The organism is Mycolicibacterium diernhoferi (assembly GCF_019456655.1).
GTDB lineage: Bacteria > Actinomycetota > Actinomycetes > Mycobacteriales > Mycobacteriaceae > Mycobacterium > Mycobacterium diernhoferi.
The window spans coordinates 1,355,179-1,371,736 of sequence record NZ_CP080332.1 but is presented as its reverse complement, the minus strand read 5'-3'; the positions used below and the strand labels follow the sequence as shown (position 1 = coordinate 1,371,736).

Genomic DNA, 16,558 nt, shown 5'->3' with positions numbered 1-16,558 from the left:
TCTCGGCACCGCCCACATGCATTCACCGATCACGGTATCCGACCCGCTGGAGGACTACCTCGCCGACTGCAAAGAGGCATGTGACGCCGAGATCGAAAAGCTCTACGGCTCCGGCCAGCACGGCACCGGCGGCCTCTACGATCTGATCCTCGACTACCCGCAGCGGGGCGGGAAAGCGCTGCGCCCCGCGCTGGCCATCGCGATCTGTCTGGGGCTCGGCGGGCACCTCGACGCCGTCCTGCCGACCGCGGCCACTCTGGAGCTCTACCACAACGCCTTCCTGATCCACGATGACATCGAGGATGAATCCTGGTGGCGCCGAGGAAAACCCACGATGCACATCGACCACGGCATCCCGATCGCCGTCAACGTCGGCGACGCGATGTTGTCCCTGACCCTGCAGCCGCTGCTCGACAACGTCGGACGCGTCGGCCTCGGCCCGGCACTGCGCATCCTGCGCGCGGTCGCGCACATGACCCGCCAGACGGTGGACGGCCAAGCCATCGAACTGGAGTGGGTGCGCTGCAACACATGGGAACTCACCGATGCGGACTACCTGAGGATGGTGGAACTCAAGACCAGTTGGTACTCCTTCATCACCCCGCTGCAGGCCGGCGCGATCGCCGCCGGCGCCGGCATCGACCGTCTCGCGCCGCTGGAAGAGCTCGGCCGGCACGTCGGAGCCGCGTTCCAGATCACCGACGACCTGCTGAACCTGCGGGCCGATCCGGAGGATTACGGCAAGGAGATCGGCGGCGACCTCTGGGAGGGCAAACGCACGCTGATGCTGCTGCACACGCTGCGCAATGCCCGCCCGGAGGACCGCGACCGCGCCGTGGGAATTCTGGGGAAGCGTCGCCCCAGCATGGACGGCGAGTTGAACCTCACCGATCTGTTGGACCGGTTGGCCGGCCAGGGCGAGCTGTCCCGGACCGGTCGCGGTGCCATCGCCGACTTCCTACGCACTCAACAACATTGCGACCCGAAGACCCTCGATGACATCCGCTGGCTGTTCGACCTGATGCAGCGCATGGGATCGCTCGACCATGCTCGCGCGGTGGCGGCCAAACACGCGCAGGCCGCCGAAGCGGTGCTCTCCGGGATGGACTGGTTGCCGGCGAGCCGGCACCGGGACATGCTCACCCACCTGACCGACTTCGTCCACGAGCGCACCCGATGACCCCCGAACAGCTGATCGGCATGCTGGCCGAGTTGGAACGGATCCGAGAGGCCGCCCTCGACCTCGTCGAACGCAACGCGCCCGCCCTGCTGCCGACACCGCCCGAACACGCCGGATCCGAACGCGCGGCCTTCGACCTGCTGATGGGCGCGCGGCGCGCCGTCCTGGGAAACCCGGCCGCCGCCCGCAGCGTGCACGACATGCTCGTGGCCGAGGGCGCGCGATACGCCCGGACACCCGAAGGCGCCCAGCTGCGCGACCGGCTGGCCGCCTCCGAAGCCGTCGAGAACCTTCGGCGCATCTGGGAGACGCTGAGCCTCAACGTCCTCGACGGGCCCTGCGAACCCAAGGCCACCCCCAGCGCCTGGGCCGAGCTACTGGCCGACGCGGTCGTCGGACACGGCCTCGACGACTCCGTACTGTCCCGGCTGCGCCCAGAGGGATTCGCATGACCCTCACCGATCCCGTTGCCGCACTGGCCGATGACTGCAGCTTCATCGACTATCTCACCGGCCTGGCCGGCCTCGGCCGACTGGTGCGCACGGTGGCCGGCCCCGACCCGCACACCTCCGGCACCGCCGATGACTTCGTGCACCTGCTGCTCGGGATCGCGAGCCTGGGATCGGCCATCGAAGCCCTGGCCGAACGCACCTCGGACACACCTGCGGCGAGGTCGTCACCATGACGGCCACCCTCGCAGCGGCCGACTTCCTGCGCACCCCCACCATCGGCATGGCGAACGCCGAGGCCTTCAAGGAATGGCATCACTTCGTCATCCACGCCGGGGGCTGTCGGCTGCTCGTCAACTTCAGCCTGAACACCGAGAGCGCGCCCGACGGTCGGTACCGCCTCGCGCCGCGGGTGATCGTCATCGCCCATGACGACCGATGGGGCGGCGCCGTCGAACGATTCGCCGCGGACGCGCTCGCCATCGCACCCAGCCTGGGCGAGTTGACGATCGGCGGGAACCGGATGCTGATCCGGCCCGATGGGTACCGCGTCGTCATCGATCTCCCGGCTCGCGGCATCGCCGGGGAACTGTCCTTCGTCCCGGCCAGCAAGCCCTTCGTCGTCACCAACCAGCCGGTCGGTTCCGGGCGGATGAGCTGGCTGTTCGTCCCGCGCCTGCACGCCACCGGGTGGCTGCGCATCGGCGGCCGCGAGCACCGGTTCACCGACGACATCGCCTATCACGACCACAACTGGGGCCGGTTCCGGTGGGGTGACGACTTCGGCTGGGAGTGGGCGACCGTCCTGCCGAGCGATCCCGACCAGCCGTGGTCGCTGGTGTTCCTGCGGATGACCGACCGCCGACGGCTGCGCTACTTCTCCCAGGCCCTCTATGTGTGGCACCACAACGAACCCGCGGCGATCTTCCGGCACGCGGCCGTGGCGGTCCGGACATCCGGTGTGCTGCACCGTCGGGCGGACTGCACCCTGCCGGCACCGATGCGCCTGCTGCTCGACGGTGAGGTTCCGGGCGTACCGGAGTGCGTCACGGTGACCGCGCACCGGGCCGGTGACGCCGCACGGGTCGAGTTCCTGCCACAGTCCTACGCGCGACTCGCCCAGCCCAGCGAGCTGTCGCTGGACGGGGTAACCGTGCTGTGCGAATCCACCGGCGCCGCCGTCGTGACCGGTTCGATCAACGGCCGACGGATGGACTTCCGCGGCACCGGCGTATTCGAGTTCCTCCATGGCTGAATCGGTTTCGTCTCTGCTGCGCAGATCGATCGGCCACCTCGCCGATGAGCTTCCCGCCAGCTACCGGCACGTCCTGGACGCCCTCGGCGCACTGGTGGTCGGCCTGGAGGTCGACGACGAACGCTGCACGCTGCGGGGCGGCCGACGACTCGAGGTCACCGATGACGCCGATGACCCGACGGGCATCCGGGTCGTCACGTCGCGGCCCGCCATCCTGGCCATCCTCGACGCCGCGATCACTCTCGATGACGCGATCGAGACCGGCGCACTCAATGTGCGCGGCGCGCTCGATGACGTGCTGCGTGCGCACGACACCCTGCGGGCCTATGTCCACGCGGCGGTCCGGGCACCGTCGCAGCCGGGGCTGCTGGATGCCCTCCGGGCGGACACGCCATGAGCCACTCGATCACCAGCCCCGCCTCGTGCCCGCGCCGTCCCACCGTGGCCGTCCTGGGCGCCGGTATCGCCGGGCTGACCGCCGCCCAGGCACTCGCCGAACGTGGCTTCGACGTCACCGTCTACGAGGCACGCGCCGACGAACGCGACGGCGGCGGACACCCGCCGGTGAAACTCGGCGGCCTGGCCGCCTCCCAGTACGCGAAAGCCGCTCCCGGTCACGGGCATTGCGCCGAACTGCGCCCCTTCCCCGGCCGGCCGGGCACCTACCCGGTGCCCGGCGGGGCCATCGCCGGCGAGCACGGATTCCGCTTCTTCCCGGCCTACTATCTGCACACCTGGGACCTGTTCAATCGCATCCCCATCTACCACCGGTCCCTCTCCCCCGACGGCTCGCAGCGTTGGACGCCGACGTCGCGCACCGTGCTGGACAACGTCCGCCGGGTGGTCACCCAGGGCACCACCGTCAACGGCAAACCCTCGCTGGTCTTCCCCCGCGAGAAACCCCGGAACTCGGCCGAAGTGGTCAGCATCGGAAGACAGCTCACCAGCCTGGGGTTCGCCCCGACCGACGTGTACAACTTCGTCAGCCGGCTGCTCCAGTATCTGGTGACCAGCCCGGTGCGCCGGGCCGCCGAACTGCAGAATCAGTCGGCCTACGACTTCTTCGTCGGCAGGCAACCCGACGGCACCCGCCGGTTCTACTACACGGCCGAGTTCGACAGCTACCTGCGGGAGATGCCCAAGGTGCTGGCCGCATTCGACGTGCAATGGGGTGACGCGCGCACCAACCTGACGACCTATCTACAGCTGCAACTGCAGATGGACCGCCGCGACAACAAGGCCGACGGCGTCCTCAACGGCCCCACCACCGACTCGTGGTTCGACCATTGGTACCGCCACCTGGACCAGATCGGCGTCCACTTCGTCCAGGCGGTGGTCGAGTGCATCGATCCGCCGGTGGTCGACCTGCGACAGCCTCCGCACCTGCGACCTCGGGTGCGGGTGAAGATGGCCGACGGCACTCGAGTGACCCCGGACTATGTCGTGGTGGCGCTCGATGCTCCGGGCGCCGAGCGCGTCACCGCGGCCCTGCGCGCTGCCGGGACCGGAGGCACGGTCGCCGGACTCGACGGGTTCACCACCTCCGCGCCGCCGCCGGACGGTCCGCTGCAGCCGGGCGCGACCAGACCGCCCACGCGCCGGGATCCCTACGCCATGGACCACATGGGGCGGGTGCCGTGGGACCGGTTCCAGACCCTGTCCGGCATACAGTTCTTCTTCGACACCGAGTTCCAGCTGCTGCGCGGGCACATGTACTACTCCGGGACCGAGTGGGCGCTGTCGTCGATCAACCAGCACGGGATGTGGGAGCACCGCCCGAACCTGGCCCGCGACGGCTACGTGTCGGTCCTGTCGGTGGACATCGGCGATTTCAACACGCCCTCGACGCACCTTCGCGATGAATCGGGGCGGCCGAAGGCGGCCCGGGACTGCACCGCCGACGAGATCGCCGCCGAGGTGTGGCGCCAGATCTCCGGTGCACTCACCGCGGTCAACGGGACAGACTCGAAGTCGATCCTGCCGTGGCCCGCCTGGTACACCCTGGACAGCGGGCTGCGCATGGCCCCAGACGGCCGACGCATCGTTCGCAACGAAACCCCTTATCTCATACCGATACTCGGCGACTGGCCGAACCGGCCCGGCGGAGATCCGTGGAATCCGCACGGCTCGTCCTGGGCGACGCGGCCGCCCGAAGACCTATGGCTGGATGATCTGTGGCGCCGTCATGTCTGGCAGGCCCGGCACGGCGGTTACCAGGTGCACCACAATTCGGTGGTCTTCGCGGGCACCTGGACGAAGACGTTCACCCGCATGACATCGATGGAGGCCGCCTGCGAATCGGGCCGCCACGCCGTGAACGCCATCCTGGATCACTACATCTGGATCGGTACCGGCGGCGCCGACCGCCGCGATCACACCACCCTGGACTGGCGGTTCCCGTACGGCTTCCTCGATCAGAATCTGTCGAGCCCGATCCGGATGCCCACACCGGCCGGAGACTACTGCTACATCTTCGACCTGGAGAACCGCGAACCCGCCGACACCCGTCCGCTGCGCAACCTCGACTCCCGCTATGCCGCGCAGTCGATGCCGCACCCCCTGGACATTCCCGCCCCGCCACCCGTCGCCCGCAATGGATTCCCGTCACCCTTTCCGGAGGCACGAAGATGACAACACCGCAGTTCGACCCGAACCTGCCGGCCTATCTGCAGGCCTGGCGGCAGTACCTGGAGCAGCTGGCCGGTGCGGCGGCGGCCCCCGGCCTGACCGTTCCCGGCCTGGCGTTCCCGGGCCTGCCCCAACTGCCACCCAACCCGCTGCTTCCTCCCGCGTTGCCGCCGCTGCCGCCCGCTGCGGCCCCGCCTCCCCATCCGGGCACGGCTCCGGCGGCGCCATCGGCCGACTACATCCAGCAGCTGCTGAACACCCTGCAGGCCTGGCGCCAGTATCTGGAGAACTCGGTGCGCACCAGACCGGTGGCGCCGACGCCGGCCGAGGCAGACCCGCCGGCCGAGCACGTGGTGCTCGCCCCGTACCTCGACGACGCCAGCCGCAGCGAGCCGGTGCGACCACCGACCGGTTCCGGGCCACCGGCGCCGCGGGTGGGGTCTGCCTACCCGCCCGAGACCGGCGTACCAGCTGCCGAAGATTACGTCCAGTCGACGCCGAAATCATTGTATTCGTCTGCGGCACAGCCCACATCGCCCCCGACCACACAATGGTGGGAGGCCGGCTCCAGCCCCACATCCGAGCCGCCCGCGCCCACGGCGGGGACGTCGAAGACCGAATACCAACCGCCCTCCGACGAGGGGCAGACCCAACACACCGGGCCGGCCGGTGACGAGGGCGACGGATCGGCGTCCGGGGTGAAGCCTCCGGACAAGCTGCAGCACGTCGCCCCGCTGCGACAGGACCTGTCGCTGCACCCGCGCCTGGAGCTGATTCAGCCGTCTCGCGACCTCGCCCGATAGGCTGCCACGTGCTGACGATTCCCGCAGTTGCCGGTGTCGCAGAAGATCTTCGACCGGTTACGGGACACATCGAAGAGCACGGCGTCACAATCCGGGGCCGCACAGGTCTTGAGCCGGCGTAGCTCCCCGCCGCGGATGAGATCGGCCAGCGCCATGGCCATCTCGGCGCCCATCCGCTGGGCCAGCGGATCGTGGATCGAAGCCAGGTGCAGATGCCACTCCGGCATCTCGGCGTGCCGGGTCAGCCAGGGCGAGGCCTTGGTGTCGGACAGCAACGCGTTCACCTGCCCGACGGTGCGTTCCTCATCCTCGGCCACCGCCCAGATCCGACCGATTCGTTCCCGCAGCCGGTGCACGTCGGCGAGTTCGGCGGCGTCCCGGTCGCGGCGGCCGGTCCATCCGAACTCGGCCAGATAGGCATCCAGACCCGCCACATCACCGACGGTGTCGGCGGCCCCGTCGACCCCGCCGGACGCCCCGCGGTTGCTGTTGACCAGCATGCACGCCGCCCGCAATGTGAGCTCCGTGTCATAAGTAAAAATCATTTGACGCATGACTCCCGTCGCCGATAACGTCATGAGCAACATTCACTTTACTCATTACATCCCGAGGTGCTCGATGACGGTGACCGACGCGCGGTCCACGAACCGGTTCCAGCTCGGGCTGCTGTTCGCCATCACGTCCGCGTTCGCCTTCGGCCTGTCCGGCCCGTTGGCGAAGGCGCTCATGGAGGCCGGCTGGACCCCGACCGCCGCCGTCACCGCGCGGCTCGCCGGCGGCGCGGTGGCCATGGCGGTCTTCGCCGGCCTCGCCCGGCCGGGCTGGGTCCGCGAAGCGCTGCAGCACCGTCGCACCGTCATCGCCTACGGCCTCATCCCGATCGCCGGCGCGCAGCTGTGCTACTACAATGCCGTCTCCCATCTGTCCGTGGGCGTGGCGCTGCTCCTCGAATACACCGCACCGGTTCTGGTGGTGGGCTGGCTGTGGGCGACGACCCGGCGCCGGCCCGGCAATCTGACCTTGGGCGGCGTCGCGCTCGCCATCGTCGGCATCATGCTGGTGCTCGACGTGTTCGCCGGCGCCCACGTCAACTCGGTCGGCGTGCTGTGGGGCCTGGCGGCCGCGATCTGCGCCGCCTGCTACTTCATGATGTCGGAGAAGGCCAGTTCCGACGGCAGCGGCCTGAGCCCCATCACGCTGGCCGCCGGCGGACTGGTCGTGGGCACCATCGCGGTCGCCGCACTCGGCGCGTCCGGCGCACTCCCACTGCGGTTCAGCGCGCAGGACACCGTGGTCGCCGGCTTCACGCTGCCCTGGTTCGTTCCCGTCATCGCCCTCGGCCTCATCCCGACAGCACTCGCCTACACCCTGGGCATCATGGGTGTGGCTCGACTGCGCCCCCGGTTCGCCTCCCTGGTCGGGCTGTCCGAGGTGCTGTTCGCCGTGCTCACCGCGTGGGCGCTGGTGGGAGAGGCGATCACCGTCACCCAGACCGCCGGCGGAGTGGTGGTGCTGCTCGGGCTGGCACTGGCCCGCCAAGGTGATCGCAGCGACCAGGTGGCTCAGGCCAACTGGCCCGACGTCCCGCCGGCAGAACAACCGATTACCCGCACCTGACCGCGAGATGTGAAGATGTTGATCGTGAAGCTGCGCACGATGGCGGCCCGGTCGGCCGCACTGGGATCCGCAATGGTCGCCGTCCTCGCCGTCCTGGCCGGCCCGGCGCCGGTGGCCGCCGCCGAACCGTGCTCGGACGTCGAACTGATCTTCGCCCGCGGCACCAGCGAGCCCCCCGGCATCGGACGGGTCGGCTTCGCGCTGGAGCAGTCGCTGCGCCAGCAGCTCGGGGGCCGCACCCTGAGCACCTACGGGATCAACTACCCGGCCACCTACGACTTCCTCCGGGCCGCCGACGGCGCCTTCGATGCCACCGGCCGCATCGCCTACCTGGCCGACAACTGCCCCAACACCCGGGTGGTCCTCGGCGGATACTCCCAGGGCGCGGCGATCGTCAGCATGCTGGCCGGGCTCCCGCCGGTCGGCGACCGGATCGGCGACATCGGCTCGGCACCGCCCCTGCCCGGCAACCTCGCCGGCAACGTCGCGGCGATGGCGGTGTTCGGCAATGCCGGCGCCAAGTTCGGCCACCCGCTGACCGCCGCCGGCCCGCCGTTCAGTGGTCGGGGTATCGACCTGTGCGCCGACGGCGATCCGATCTGTTCGCGCGGGCGCAACCCGTTCGCACACACCAAATACGAAAACTCGATGTACATCCCGCAGGCCGCCGGCTTCATCGCCGGACGGGTCTGACCCACACCGTCACGGGAAGTCATTAGCCCACCTCCGCGTTAAGGTGAGGCGTGAGCACCCAGGTGAACCGTCGTCACGTCATGTCTCGTTGCGCACTGCTGGGCGCAGCCGTCGTCACCGCCGTCAGCGGTGTCGCCCTCTCCCCGGCGGCGCCGGCCCAGGCCGCCGACTGCCCGGACATCGAAGTGGTGTTCGCCCGCGGAACGAACGAGGCCCCCGGTCTCGGTCGCGTCGGCAACGCGTTCGTCGAGTCGCTGCGCAACAAGGTGGGCGGGCGGTCGGTGAGCAGTTACGCGGTGAACTATCCGGCCAGCTACGACTTCCTGGCCGCCGCGAACGGCGCCAACGACGCCAGCGCCCGGGTCCAGTGGGTGATGAACAACTGCCCCGGCACCCGGCTGGTGCTCGGCGGATACTCCCAGGGTGCTGCGGTGATGGATGTCATCGCCGCGGTTCCGGTGCCGGCCATCGGCTTCAATGCCCCGCTGCCGCCGAATACGCCCGAGCATGTCGCCGCCCTCGCGGTGTTCGGCAACCCATCGGCCAAGGTAGGGCTTCCGCTCACCGCCAGCCCGGTCTGGGGTGGCCGCGCCATCGACCTGTGTAACCCCGGAGACCCGGTGTGCACCAGCGGCGAGGACGTCGCCGCCCACCGCGCCTACGACGGTGGCGCGGTGGAGCAGGCGGCCGGATTCGTCGCCGGCCTCCTCTGATCGCGCCGTACACTCGGTTCGGTGTTCACCCGAGCGTCAGCAAAGCGCCACACGACCAGGATCGGCACCGTCCTCACCGCCGCGGCGGTGGCGTTGGGCGGCTTGATCGCCTCGGTCGCCACGCCCCCGGCCGGCCAACTGGCCGCCGCCTCCGCGGAACCGTGCGCACCGGTCGAGTTGATCTTCGCGCGGGGACGTAACGAACAACCGGGCATCGGGCGGATCGGGGACGCACTGGTGGGCTCGCTGAACGCGCGACTGCCCCAGCCCGTCGGCGTCTACGCCGTGAACTACGCGGCCAACAACGAGTTCGCGCGCGGCGCCAACGACATCAGCAACCGTATCCAGTACATGGCCGGTGCCTGCCCGAACACCCGGCTGATCGTCGGCGGCTACTCGCTGGGCGCCGCGGCCGCGGTGATGGCGCTCTCAGCCACCCAGAAGGGGTTCGGCTTCGGTCGGCCGTTACCGCCCGGGATGGACGCACACGTGGCCGCCGTCGTCCTGGTGGGCAACTTCTCGAACCGGATGGGGGTCGACGGGATCGGGCCCGCATACCGGGACCGCACCATCGATCTCTGCAACGGGACGGACCCGGTGTGTTCCAATTCGCGGCCGGCGAGCATCGCCGAATTGGCCAGCGACTGGCAGAACCACCTGCAAGACGGCTACATCAACGGCGGATTCATCGACCGGGGCGCCGAGTTCGCCGCCGCCCGGGTCCGGTAGCGACGGGGTCCCGGGTGAACTACGCAACCCAGACGTCAATTCCGGCGGCTACAATCGGTGCGGTGATCTTGAAGCCGAGGGGTGGGGCCCGCCGGTTCACCGTGCTGGCATCAGCGGTGCTGATCGTGCTGGCCGCCCTGACCACGAACACATTGACCACGCCCGCTCTGCTGCCCGCCGCGGGAGCGGTGTCGTGTCCCGACGCCGAGTTGATCTTCGCGCGGGGCCGGCACGAGTCCCCCGGCGCCGGCCAGATCGGTAATGCGCTCGTCAGCGCACTGCGCTCCAAGTCGGGCAAGAACGTCGCGCTGTACGCGGTGCGCTACCCCGCCGACACCCAGATCGACATCGGCGCCAACGACATGAGCGGCCGCGTGCAGTACATGATGGACAACTGCCCCGGCACCCGGCTCGTACTGGGCGGCTACTCGCTCGGCGCGGCCGTCACCGACGTTGTGCTGGCCGTTCCGTTCCCCGCGTTCGGTTTCGATCGCCCGCTGCCTCCCGGATCCGACCAGAAGGTCGCCGCAGTGGCCTTGTTCGGCAACGGAATTGCGTGGGTGGGACCGATCTCGAACTTCAATCCGCTCTACCAGGAACGCACGATCGAGCTGTGCCACGGTGACGACCCGATCTGTAACCCCACCGATCCGGAGAACTGGGAGGACTACTGGGCCGATCACCTGGCCCCCGCCTACATCAGCGCCGGCATGGTGAATCAGGCCGCCGACTTCGTGGCGCCACGACTCTGAGGCAACCCGCGGCTCAGAGCGTGCGCAGGTCGCGCGTGATCACGGTGCGCGCCGCGAGATCCTCGTCCGCCGGATAGTCCACGCCGACCAGCGTCAGACCGCGCGCCGGGGCCGCCGCGAAATCGCTGGAGCGCTTCGACGCGTCCAGCAGGGCCGCGCACCAGTCCGCGTCCCGGCGGCCCTCCCCGACCGCCAACAGCGCACCGACCAACGAGCGCACCATGTTCCAGCAGAAGGCGTCGGCACTGACGTGAGCGGTGATCAGGTCACCCTCGTGGACCCAGTCCAGCCGCTGCATCTCGCGGATGGTGGTGGCGCCCTCGCGGTGTTTGCAGAAGGCGGCGAAGTCGTGCAGGCCGATCAGCCGCTGCGAGGCGGCCGCCATCGCGTCCACGTCCAGCGGACGCGTCCACGGCGTGACGAACCGGGCCTGCTGGGGGGTGGCTCCGTACGGCGCTGTGCTGAGCCGGTATTCGTAGTGCCGGCGCAGTGCCGAGAACCGGGCGTCGAACCCGGCGGGCGCCCGGCGGATCCCGAGCACCCGGACGTCCTCGGGGACGAACCGTGCCAGCCGGCGCACCAGCGGCAGGAACTCGTGTTCGTCCGGCGGGCGCGGGGTACGCGGGAAGGCGTGCACCAGCGCGTCGCCCGGAATGTCGACGTGCACGACCTGACCGGTGGCGTGCACCCCGGCATCGGTGCGTCCGGCGGCCCGCAGCACGACCGGTGTGCGGAACACCGTGGACAGCGATTCCTCCAGCACACCGGCCACGGTGCGCTGCCCGTCCTGGGTGGCCCAGCCGGCGAAGTCGGTCCCGTCGTAGGCCACGTCGAGGCGTAGACGAACCGGGGCGAGCGGAGCGACGGGAGATCCAGCCGGGGCGAGCGGAGCGACGGGAAACTGAACATGCCCGCCACCGGAATCGGTGACGGGCATGTTCATCGGATGACTACTTGTCGTCAGACTTGGCTTCCTCGGCAGGAGCCTCGGTGGCCTCCTCGGCGACAGCCTCGGTGGTCTCCTCGGCAGCCTCGTCGGCCGTCGGGCCTTCGGCAGCCTCGGGCTCGACAGCGGCCTGCGGTGCGGCCGCGGCCGCAACCTTCTGCGCGGCGTCCGCACGGCGCGCACGATTGGCCTCGGAGGTCACGGTCTTCTCCCGGACCAGCTCGATGACGGCCATCGGGGCGTTGTCGCCCTTACGTGCCTCCACCTTGATGATCCGGGTGTAGCCGCCCTCGCGGTCGGCGAAGAAGGGTCCGATCTCGGCGAACAGGGCGTGCACCACGTCCTTGTCGCGGATCTTCTTCATGACCTCGCGCCGGTTGTGCAGCTGGCCCTTCTTGGCGTGGGTGATCAGCTTCTCGGCGTACGGACGCAACGCCCGGGCCTTCGGCTCAGTGGTCTTGATGCGGCCGTGCTCGAACAGCGCGGTGGCCAGGTTGGCCAGCAGCGCCTTCTGGTGCGAGGACGACCCGCCGAGGCGAGGACCCTTGGTGGGCTTGGGCATTGCGACTATCTCCTAAGTGGGGCCGGTCCCCGTATCAGGTAGGACCGGGACGATTCTCTTCAGACCCTGGTGGGCTTAGAGCTGTTCGGTTTCGGCGAAGTCCTGGTCGGTGTCCGAGTCGTACCCGGTGTCACCGGTCCAGGTGCCGGTGGCCACGTCGTATCCGGCCACCTCGGACGGATCGAAGCTGGCCGGGCTGTCCTTCAGCGACAGACCGAGCTGATGCAGCTTGATCTTGACCTCGTCGATGGACTTCTGCCCGAAGTTGCGGATGTCGAGCAGATCGGACTCGGTACGCGACACCAGCTCGCCGACGGTGTGCACACCCTCGCGCTTGAGGCAGTTGTACGACCGGACGGTCAGGTCCAGATCGTCGATGGGCAGCGCGAACGAGGCGATGTGATCCGCCTCGGCCGGCGACGGCCCGATCTCGATGCCTTCGGCCTCGACGTTGAGCTCGCGTGCCAGACCGAACAGTTCAACCAGCGTCTTACCGGCCGAGGCCAGGGCGTCACGCGGGGTGATCGAATTCTTGGTCTCGACATCGAGGATCAACTTGTCGAAGTCGGTGCGCTGCTCGACGCGGGTGGCCTCCACCTTGTAGGTGACCTTGAGGACCGGCGAGTAGATGGAGTCGACCGGGATCCGGCCGATCTCCGCGCCGGAGGCCTTGTTCTGCACGGCGGGCACGTAGCCACGGCCCCGCTCGACGACCAGCTCGACCTCGAGCTTGCCCTTGTCGTTGAGAGCCGCGATGTGCAGATCCGGGTTGTGCACCGTCACGCCGGCCGGCGGCACGATGTCACCGGCGGTGACCGCACCCGGGCCCTGCTTGCGCAGGTACATGGTGACCGGCTCGTCCTCTTCCGAGGACACGACCAGACCCTTGAGGTTCAGGATGATGTCGGTGACGTCTTCCTTCACCCCGGGGACGGTGGTGAACTCGTGCAGCACACCGTCGATGCGGATGCTGGTGACCGCTGCGCCCGGGATGGACGACAGCAGCGTGCGCCGCAGCGAGTTACCGAGGGTGTAACCGAAACCGGGCTCCAGCGGTTCGATGGTGAACCGGGACCGGTTGTCGGCCAACACATCTTCGGACAGTGTGGGTCGCTGAGAAATCAGCATGGTTTTCTATCTCCTTCTCGGCACCCGCTATTTGATGCCGTCTGGGTGTCTTCGACCAGGGCGGTTGAAGACCTTACTTCGAGTAGAACTCGACGATCAGCTGCTCGGTGAGCGGCACCTGGATCTGGGCGCGCTCCGGGAGCTGGTGCACCAGGATGCGCTGACGCTCGCCGACGACCTGCAGCCAGCCCGGGATCGGGCGCTCGCCCGCGGCCTGACGTGCGGCCTCGAACGGGAACGTGTTGATCGACTTTTCCTTGATATCGATGATGTCGTACTGCGACACCCGGTAGCTCGGAATGTCGACCTTCACACCGTTGACGGTGAAGTGGCCGTGGCTGACCAGCTGGCGCGCCATCCGCCGGGTGCGGGCCAGGCCGGCACGGTAGACGACGTTGTCCAGACGGCTTTCCAGGATGCGCAGCAGGTTCTCGCCGGTCTTACCGGAGAGGCGGTTGGCCTCTTCGTAGTACTTGCGGAACTGCTTCTCCATGACGCCGTAGGTGAAGCGAGCCTTCTGCTTCTCCTGCAGCTGGGTGCGGTATTCGCTCTCCTTGATCCGCGCGCGGCCGTGCTGGCCGGGCGGGTAGGGGCGCTTCTCGAAGGACTGATCGCCGCCGATGAGGTCGACGCCGAGGCGACGCGACTTGCGGGTCGCGGGTCCGGTATAACGAGCCATTTTCTGTTACCTAATCCTTTTCCCGAGCCGACCTAGACCCTGCGCCGCTTGGGCGGGCGGCAGCCGTTGTGCGGCTGCGGAGTGACGTCGGAGATCGCGCCGACCTCGAGGCCGGCGGCCTGCAGCGAGCGGATCGCGGTCTCGCGGCCCGAACCCGGGCCCTTCACGAAGACGTCGACCTTCTTGACACCGTGCTCCTGCGCCTTGCGGGCAGCGTTCTCGGCGGCGAGCTGCGCGGCGAACGGGGTCGACTTGCGCGAACCCTTGAAGCCGACGTGACCCGACGAGGCCCAGGCGATGACGTTGCCCTGGGGATCGGTGATCGAGACGATCGTGTTGTTGAAGGTGCTCTTGATGTGAGCAGCGCCGTGCGGGACGTTCTTCTTTTCCCTGCGGCGGGTCTTCTGACCCTTCTTGGCGGCGGTGCCGCCCTTCTTTGCCTGTGCCATCCGGGGTTACCTGGCCTTCTTCTTGCCGGCGATGGTGCGCTTCGGGCCCTTGCGGGTACGCGCGTTGGTCTTGGTGCGCTGTCCACGCACGGGCAGGCCACGACGGTGGCGCAGGCCCTGGTAGCAGCCGATTTCGATCTTGCGGCGGATATCGGCCTGGACCTCGCGGCGGAGGTCACCCTCGACCTTGAGGTTGCCTTCGATGTAGTCGCGCAGCTGTGCGACCTGATCATCGGTCAGGTCCTTGGTACGCAGGTCCCGGCTGATGCCGGTGCCGTCCAGGATTTCCTGGGAGCGGGTACGGCCGACGCCGTAAATGTAGGTCAGCGCGATCTCCATGCGCTTGTCACGCGGGAGATCGACGCCCATGAGACGTGCCATCAGGCAGTGATTCCTTTTCTATGCGGAGGTCTGTTCCCAGTCCGTTCCCCTCACGGGGTCCGGCCTCCGTGCCGGACGTGGTTGAACGGCCAATCCGTTCAGTGGAACTGGGAGGTCTGCATTCAGTTGTGGGTGGTGCTGGTTGAGCCTCGAAAAGAAGAGGCCTAGCCCTGCCGCTGCTTGTGGCGGGGATCAGAGCAGATCACCATGACCCGCCCATGCCGGCGGATCACCCTGCACTTGTCGCAGATCGGCTTGACGCTCGGGTTCACCTTCACGGCTTGCGATCCTTCTGTGTTGAATTGTGACTCGCCCAGGGCTCGTCACAGGTCGATTCGTGACTCGCACAAGCGTGCTCGCCACAGGTCGTGGTTATTGCGGTTGTGGACGCGGGTTACTTGTACCGGTACACGATGCGGCCCCGGGACAGGTCGTAGGGAGAGAGCTCCACCACGACGCGGTCCTCGGGCAGGATGCGGATGTAGTGCTGCCGCATCTTGCCGCTGATGTGGGCCAGAACCTTGTGTCCGTTCTCCAGCTCAATGCGGAACATCGCATTGGGCAGAGGCTCGACCACGCGGCCCTCGACCTCGATGGCACCGTCTTTCTTGGCCATACTGTCTGGCGATCCTTGTCTTCGTTTCGTATCTCTTATGCGCCCGTTACCGGCGCAACCCCTGACCGACTGCACCACGTGGGCCAGATCGGCAGGATGTCGACGTTCTCCAGAATTACGAGTTCCAAGACGACGAGTTCCAGGACAGGGCACGCACAGAGCCGGCGCGCAGGCCGCACCGTTGGTCCACGATACCCGCTGTTCGGGCTGGGCCAAAATCGCGGAACTCGGCCACCCTGGGTCACACTATCTCCGGCCGGCCGAGCCGCTCAAGCCTGGACACGAACGCCGCGGCCTGTGTCCGGCGCTCCATACCCAGCTTCGCCAACAGCCGGGACACATAGTTCTTCACGGTCTTCTCGGCCAGATACATGCGGTCGGCTATCTGCTTGTTGGTCAGCCCGTCGCCGATGAGATCCAGCAGCGCCCGCTCCTGGCCGCTCAGGCCCGACAGCGGATCCGCATGCGTGGCGTCGTTGCGCAATTTCGCCATCAACGCCGCTGCGGCCCGGTTGTCCAGCAGTGACCGCCCGGCCCCCACGTCCTTGATCGCCTTGGCGAGTTCCATCCCCCGGATGTCTTTCACCACGTATCCGCTCGCCCCCGCCAGAATCGCGTCGAGCATCGCCTCCTCGGTCGTGAACGAGGTCAGCATCAAACACCGCAGGTCAGGAAACCGGGCCAGCAGATCGCGGCACAACTCGATGCCGTTGCCATCCGGGAGGCGGATGTCGAGCACCGCGACGTCGGGACGCAGGGCGGGTATTCGCGCCAGCGCTTCCGAGACGGAGGCGGCCTCCCCGACCACGTCCAGGTCGGGGTCGTCGCTGAGCAGATCGATCAGGCCGCGGCGGACGAGTTCGTGATCATCGACCAGAAACACCCTGACCATGACGGCCCCCTCACCTGCTGTCCTTCGATTGTGACCGAACCGGGGGCGCCCGGGAAGGGACCGTAGTCCCTAGCAGGCCGGGACCT

22 protein-coding genes are annotated in these 16,558 nt (G+C 68.3%); 12 read left to right on the top strand and 10 right to left on the bottom strand.

All coding sequences use genetic code 11. The annotated features are described in order from the left end of the window. The first annotated feature begins 16 nt into the window (after positions 1 to 16). Genes K0O62_RS06585 through K0O62_RS28610 form a run of 7 tightly spaced genes read left to right on the top strand, consistent with a single transcriptional unit; the run spans position 17 to position 6,315 of the window. On the top strand, positions 17 to 1,180 hold the full coding sequence (locus tag K0O62_RS06585) for a polyprenyl synthetase family protein (RefSeq protein ID WP_073856392.1): 1,164 nt from the start codon (positions 17 to 19) through the stop codon (positions 1,178 to 1,180). After that, positions 1,177 to 1,632: a hypothetical protein gene (locus K0O62_RS06580; RefSeq protein WP_073856391.1), complete on the top strand. Its 456-nt coding sequence runs from the start codon at positions 1,177 to 1,179 to the stop codon at positions 1,630 to 1,632. The genes K0O62_RS06585 and K0O62_RS06580 overlap by 4 nt, the downstream gene beginning before the upstream one ends. Next, entirely contained in the window at positions 1,629 to 1,865 is a 237-nt protein-coding gene (locus K0O62_RS06575; RefSeq protein ID WP_073856390.1) for a hypothetical protein, read from the top strand. Before K0O62_RS06580 ends, K0O62_RS06575 begins: the two co-directional genes overlap by 4 nt. Then, a complete protein-coding gene (locus tag K0O62_RS06570) occupies positions 1,862 to 2,884 on the top strand; it encodes a hypothetical protein (RefSeq protein ID WP_073856389.1) in 1,023 nt (340 codons plus the stop codon). Before K0O62_RS06575 ends, K0O62_RS06570 begins: the two co-directional genes overlap by 4 nt. Beyond that, entirely contained in the window at positions 2,877 to 3,281 is a 405-nt protein-coding gene (locus K0O62_RS06565; RefSeq protein WP_073856388.1) for an SCP-2 sterol transfer family protein, read from the top strand. Before K0O62_RS06570 ends, K0O62_RS06565 begins: the two co-directional genes overlap by 8 nt. After that, positions 3,278 to 5,515: an FAD-dependent oxidoreductase gene (locus K0O62_RS06560; RefSeq protein ID WP_234800085.1), complete on the top strand. Its 2,238-nt coding sequence runs from the start codon at positions 3,278 to 3,280 to the stop codon at positions 5,513 to 5,515. Before K0O62_RS06565 ends, K0O62_RS06560 begins: the two co-directional genes overlap by 4 nt. Then, positions 5,512 to 6,315 carry a hypothetical protein gene (locus tag K0O62_RS28610; protein WP_073856386.1) on the top strand — a complete coding sequence of 268 codons (804 nt, stop codon included), beginning with the start codon at positions 5,512 to 5,514 and terminating at the stop codon, positions 6,313 to 6,315. The genes K0O62_RS06560 and K0O62_RS28610 overlap by 4 nt, the downstream gene beginning before the upstream one ends. Here K0O62_RS28610 and K0O62_RS06555 read toward each other — a convergent pair. After that, complete coding sequence (locus K0O62_RS06555; protein ID WP_073856385.1) at positions 6,288 to 6,860, bottom strand: CGNR zinc finger domain-containing protein; 573 nt, start codon at positions 6,858 to 6,860, stop codon at positions 6,288 to 6,290. The genes K0O62_RS28610 and K0O62_RS06555 overlap by 28 nt on opposite strands. Positions 6,861 to 6,933: 73 nt before the next feature. Here K0O62_RS06555 and K0O62_RS06550 point away from each other — a divergent pair, with 73 nt between their 5' ends. The 5 genes from K0O62_RS06550 (at position 6,934) to K0O62_RS06530 (ending at position 10,819) form a co-directional block, all read left to right on the top strand. Then, positions 6,934 to 7,932, top strand: coding sequence for an EamA family transporter (locus K0O62_RS06550; RefSeq protein WP_073856384.1), 999 nt, complete (start codon positions 6,934 to 6,936; stop codon positions 7,930 to 7,932). A 15-nt stretch (positions 7,933 to 7,947) separates the two neighbouring features. Then, the gene (locus tag K0O62_RS06545; protein ID WP_073856549.1) at positions 7,948 to 8,625 is read left to right on the top strand and encodes a cutinase family protein; all 678 of its coding nucleotides are present in this window, start codon (positions 7,948 to 7,950) and stop codon (positions 8,623 to 8,625) included. An 80-nt stretch (positions 8,626 to 8,705) separates the two neighbouring features. Then, positions 8,706 to 9,338, top strand: coding sequence for a cutinase family protein (locus tag K0O62_RS06540; RefSeq protein WP_079244199.1), 633 nt, complete (start codon positions 8,706 to 8,708; stop codon positions 9,336 to 9,338). Between the two features lie 21 nt (positions 9,339 to 9,359). Next, complete coding sequence (locus K0O62_RS06535) at positions 9,360 to 10,067, top strand: cutinase family protein (protein ID WP_073856383.1); 708 nt, start codon at positions 9,360 to 9,362, stop codon at positions 10,065 to 10,067. Between the two features lie 62 nt (positions 10,068 to 10,129). Further along, complete coding sequence (locus tag K0O62_RS06530; protein WP_079244200.1) at positions 10,130 to 10,819, top strand: cutinase family protein; 690 nt, start codon at positions 10,130 to 10,132, stop codon at positions 10,817 to 10,819. Between the two features lie 13 nt (positions 10,820 to 10,832). Here K0O62_RS06530 and truA read toward each other — a convergent pair whose 3' ends face one another. The 9 genes from truA to K0O62_RS06485 form a co-directional block, all read right to left on the bottom strand. Next, positions 10,833 to 11,762: a tRNA pseudouridine(38-40) synthase TruA gene (gene truA, locus K0O62_RS06525; protein WP_073856382.1), complete on the bottom strand. Its 930-nt coding sequence runs from the start codon at positions 11,760 to 11,762 to the stop codon at positions 10,833 to 10,835. A 7-nt stretch (positions 11,763 to 11,769) separates the two neighbouring features. Beyond that, positions 11,770 to 12,327 (bottom strand): 50S ribosomal protein L17, encoded by a 558-nt coding sequence (gene rplQ / locus K0O62_RS06520; protein ID WP_073856381.1) that lies wholly within the window; start codon positions 12,325 to 12,327, stop codon positions 11,770 to 11,772. A 75-nt stretch (positions 12,328 to 12,402) separates the two neighbouring features. After that, the gene (locus K0O62_RS06515; protein WP_073856380.1) at positions 12,403 to 13,455 is read right to left on the bottom strand and encodes a DNA-directed RNA polymerase subunit alpha; all 1,053 of its coding nucleotides are present in this window, start codon (positions 13,453 to 13,455) and stop codon (positions 12,403 to 12,405) included. Positions 13,456 to 13,528: 73 nt separating this feature from the next. Further along, a complete protein-coding gene (gene rpsD / locus K0O62_RS06510; protein WP_073856379.1) occupies positions 13,529 to 14,134 on the bottom strand; it encodes a 30S ribosomal protein S4 in 606 nt (201 codons plus the stop codon). A 32-nt stretch (positions 14,135 to 14,166) separates the two neighbouring features. After that, complete coding sequence (gene rpsK / locus K0O62_RS06505; RefSeq protein WP_019512358.1) at positions 14,167 to 14,583, bottom strand: 30S ribosomal protein S11; 417 nt, start codon at positions 14,581 to 14,583, stop codon at positions 14,167 to 14,169. A 6-nt stretch (positions 14,584 to 14,589) separates the two neighbouring features. Then, positions 14,590 to 14,964 carry a 30S ribosomal protein S13 gene (gene rpsM, locus K0O62_RS06500; protein WP_073856378.1) on the bottom strand — a complete coding sequence of 125 codons (375 nt, stop codon included), beginning with the start codon at positions 14,962 to 14,964 and terminating at the stop codon, positions 14,590 to 14,592. Between the two features lie 164 nt (positions 14,965 to 15,128). Then, complete coding sequence (rpmJ, locus tag K0O62_RS06495) at positions 15,129 to 15,242, bottom strand: 50S ribosomal protein L36 (protein WP_003879483.1); 114 nt, start codon at positions 15,240 to 15,242, stop codon at positions 15,129 to 15,131. A gap of 116 nt (positions 15,243 to 15,358) precedes the next feature. Then, positions 15,359 to 15,580 carry a translation initiation factor IF-1 gene (infA, locus tag K0O62_RS06490; RefSeq protein ID WP_003418601.1) on the bottom strand — a complete coding sequence of 74 codons (222 nt, stop codon included), beginning with the start codon at positions 15,578 to 15,580 and terminating at the stop codon, positions 15,359 to 15,361. 241 nt (positions 15,581 to 15,821) lie between these two features. Continuing rightward, positions 15,822 to 16,472, bottom strand: a complete 651-nt coding sequence (locus K0O62_RS06485; RefSeq protein WP_073856377.1) for a response regulator — start codon at positions 16,470 to 16,472, stop codon at positions 15,822 to 15,824. Positions 16,473 to 16,558: the final 86 nt, after the last annotated feature.

What these genes read in the sequence shown, in the direction of transcription:
- rpsD (WP_073856379.1), bottom strand. Translation starts at nt 14,134, where the DNA reads ATGGCTCGTTATACCGGACCCGCGACCCGCAAGTCGCGTCGCCTCGGC.
- rpsK (WP_019512358.1), bottom strand. Translation starts at nt 14,583, where the DNA reads ATGGCACAGGCAAAGAAGGGCGGCACCGCCGCCAAGAAGGGTCAGAAG.
- K0O62_RS06580 (WP_073856391.1), top strand. Translation starts at nt 1,177, where the DNA reads ATGACCCCCGAACAGCTGATCGGCATGCTGGCCGAGTTGGAACGGATC.
- K0O62_RS06585 (WP_073856392.1), top strand. Translation starts at nt 17, where the DNA reads ATGCATTCACCGATCACGGTATCCGACCCGCTGGAGGACTACCTCGCC.
- K0O62_RS06545 (WP_073856549.1), top strand. Translation starts at nt 7,948, where the DNA reads ATGTTGATCGTGAAGCTGCGCACGATGGCGGCCCGGTCGGCCGCACTG.
- K0O62_RS06555 (WP_073856385.1), bottom strand. Translation starts at nt 6,860, where the DNA reads ATGATTTTTACTTATGACACGGAGCTCACATTGCGGGCGGCGTGCATG.
- K0O62_RS06575 (WP_073856390.1), top strand. Translation starts at nt 1,629, where the DNA reads ATGACCCTCACCGATCCCGTTGCCGCACTGGCCGATGACTGCAGCTTC.
- K0O62_RS06570 (WP_073856389.1), top strand. Translation starts at nt 1,862, where the DNA reads ATGACGGCCACCCTCGCAGCGGCCGACTTCCTGCGCACCCCCACCATC.
- rpsM (WP_073856378.1), bottom strand. Translation starts at nt 14,964, where the DNA reads ATGGCACGTCTCATGGGCGTCGATCTCCCGCGTGACAAGCGCATGGAG.
- K0O62_RS06515 (WP_073856380.1), bottom strand. Translation starts at nt 13,455, where the DNA reads ATGCTGATTTCTCAGCGACCCACACTGTCCGAAGATGTGTTGGCCGAC.
- K0O62_RS06565 (WP_073856388.1), top strand. Translation starts at nt 2,877, where the DNA reads ATGGCTGAATCGGTTTCGTCTCTGCTGCGCAGATCGATCGGCCACCTC.
- rplQ (WP_073856381.1), bottom strand. Translation starts at nt 12,327, where the DNA reads ATGCCCAAGCCCACCAAGGGTCCTCGCCTCGGCGGGTCGTCCTCGCAC.
- K0O62_RS06550 (WP_073856384.1), top strand. Translation starts at nt 6,934, where the DNA reads ATGACGGTGACCGACGCGCGGTCCACGAACCGGTTCCAGCTCGGGCTG.
- K0O62_RS06560 (WP_234800085.1), top strand. Translation starts at nt 3,278, where the DNA reads ATGAGCCACTCGATCACCAGCCCCGCCTCGTGCCCGCGCCGTCCCACC.
- infA (WP_003418601.1), bottom strand. Translation starts at nt 15,580, where the DNA reads ATGGCCAAGAAAGACGGTGCCATCGAGGTCGAGGGCCGCGTGGTCGAG.
- K0O62_RS06540 (WP_079244199.1), top strand. Translation starts at nt 8,706, where the DNA reads ATGTCTCGTTGCGCACTGCTGGGCGCAGCCGTCGTCACCGCCGTCAGC.
- K0O62_RS28610 (WP_073856386.1), top strand. Translation starts at nt 5,512, where the DNA reads ATGACAACACCGCAGTTCGACCCGAACCTGCCGGCCTATCTGCAGGCC.
- truA (WP_073856382.1), bottom strand. Translation starts at nt 11,762, where the DNA reads ATGAACATGCCCGTCACCGATTCCGGTGGCGGGCATGTTCAGTTTCCC.
- K0O62_RS06485 (WP_073856377.1), bottom strand. Translation starts at nt 16,472, where the DNA reads ATGGTCAGGGTGTTTCTGGTCGATGATCACGAACTCGTCCGCCGCGGC.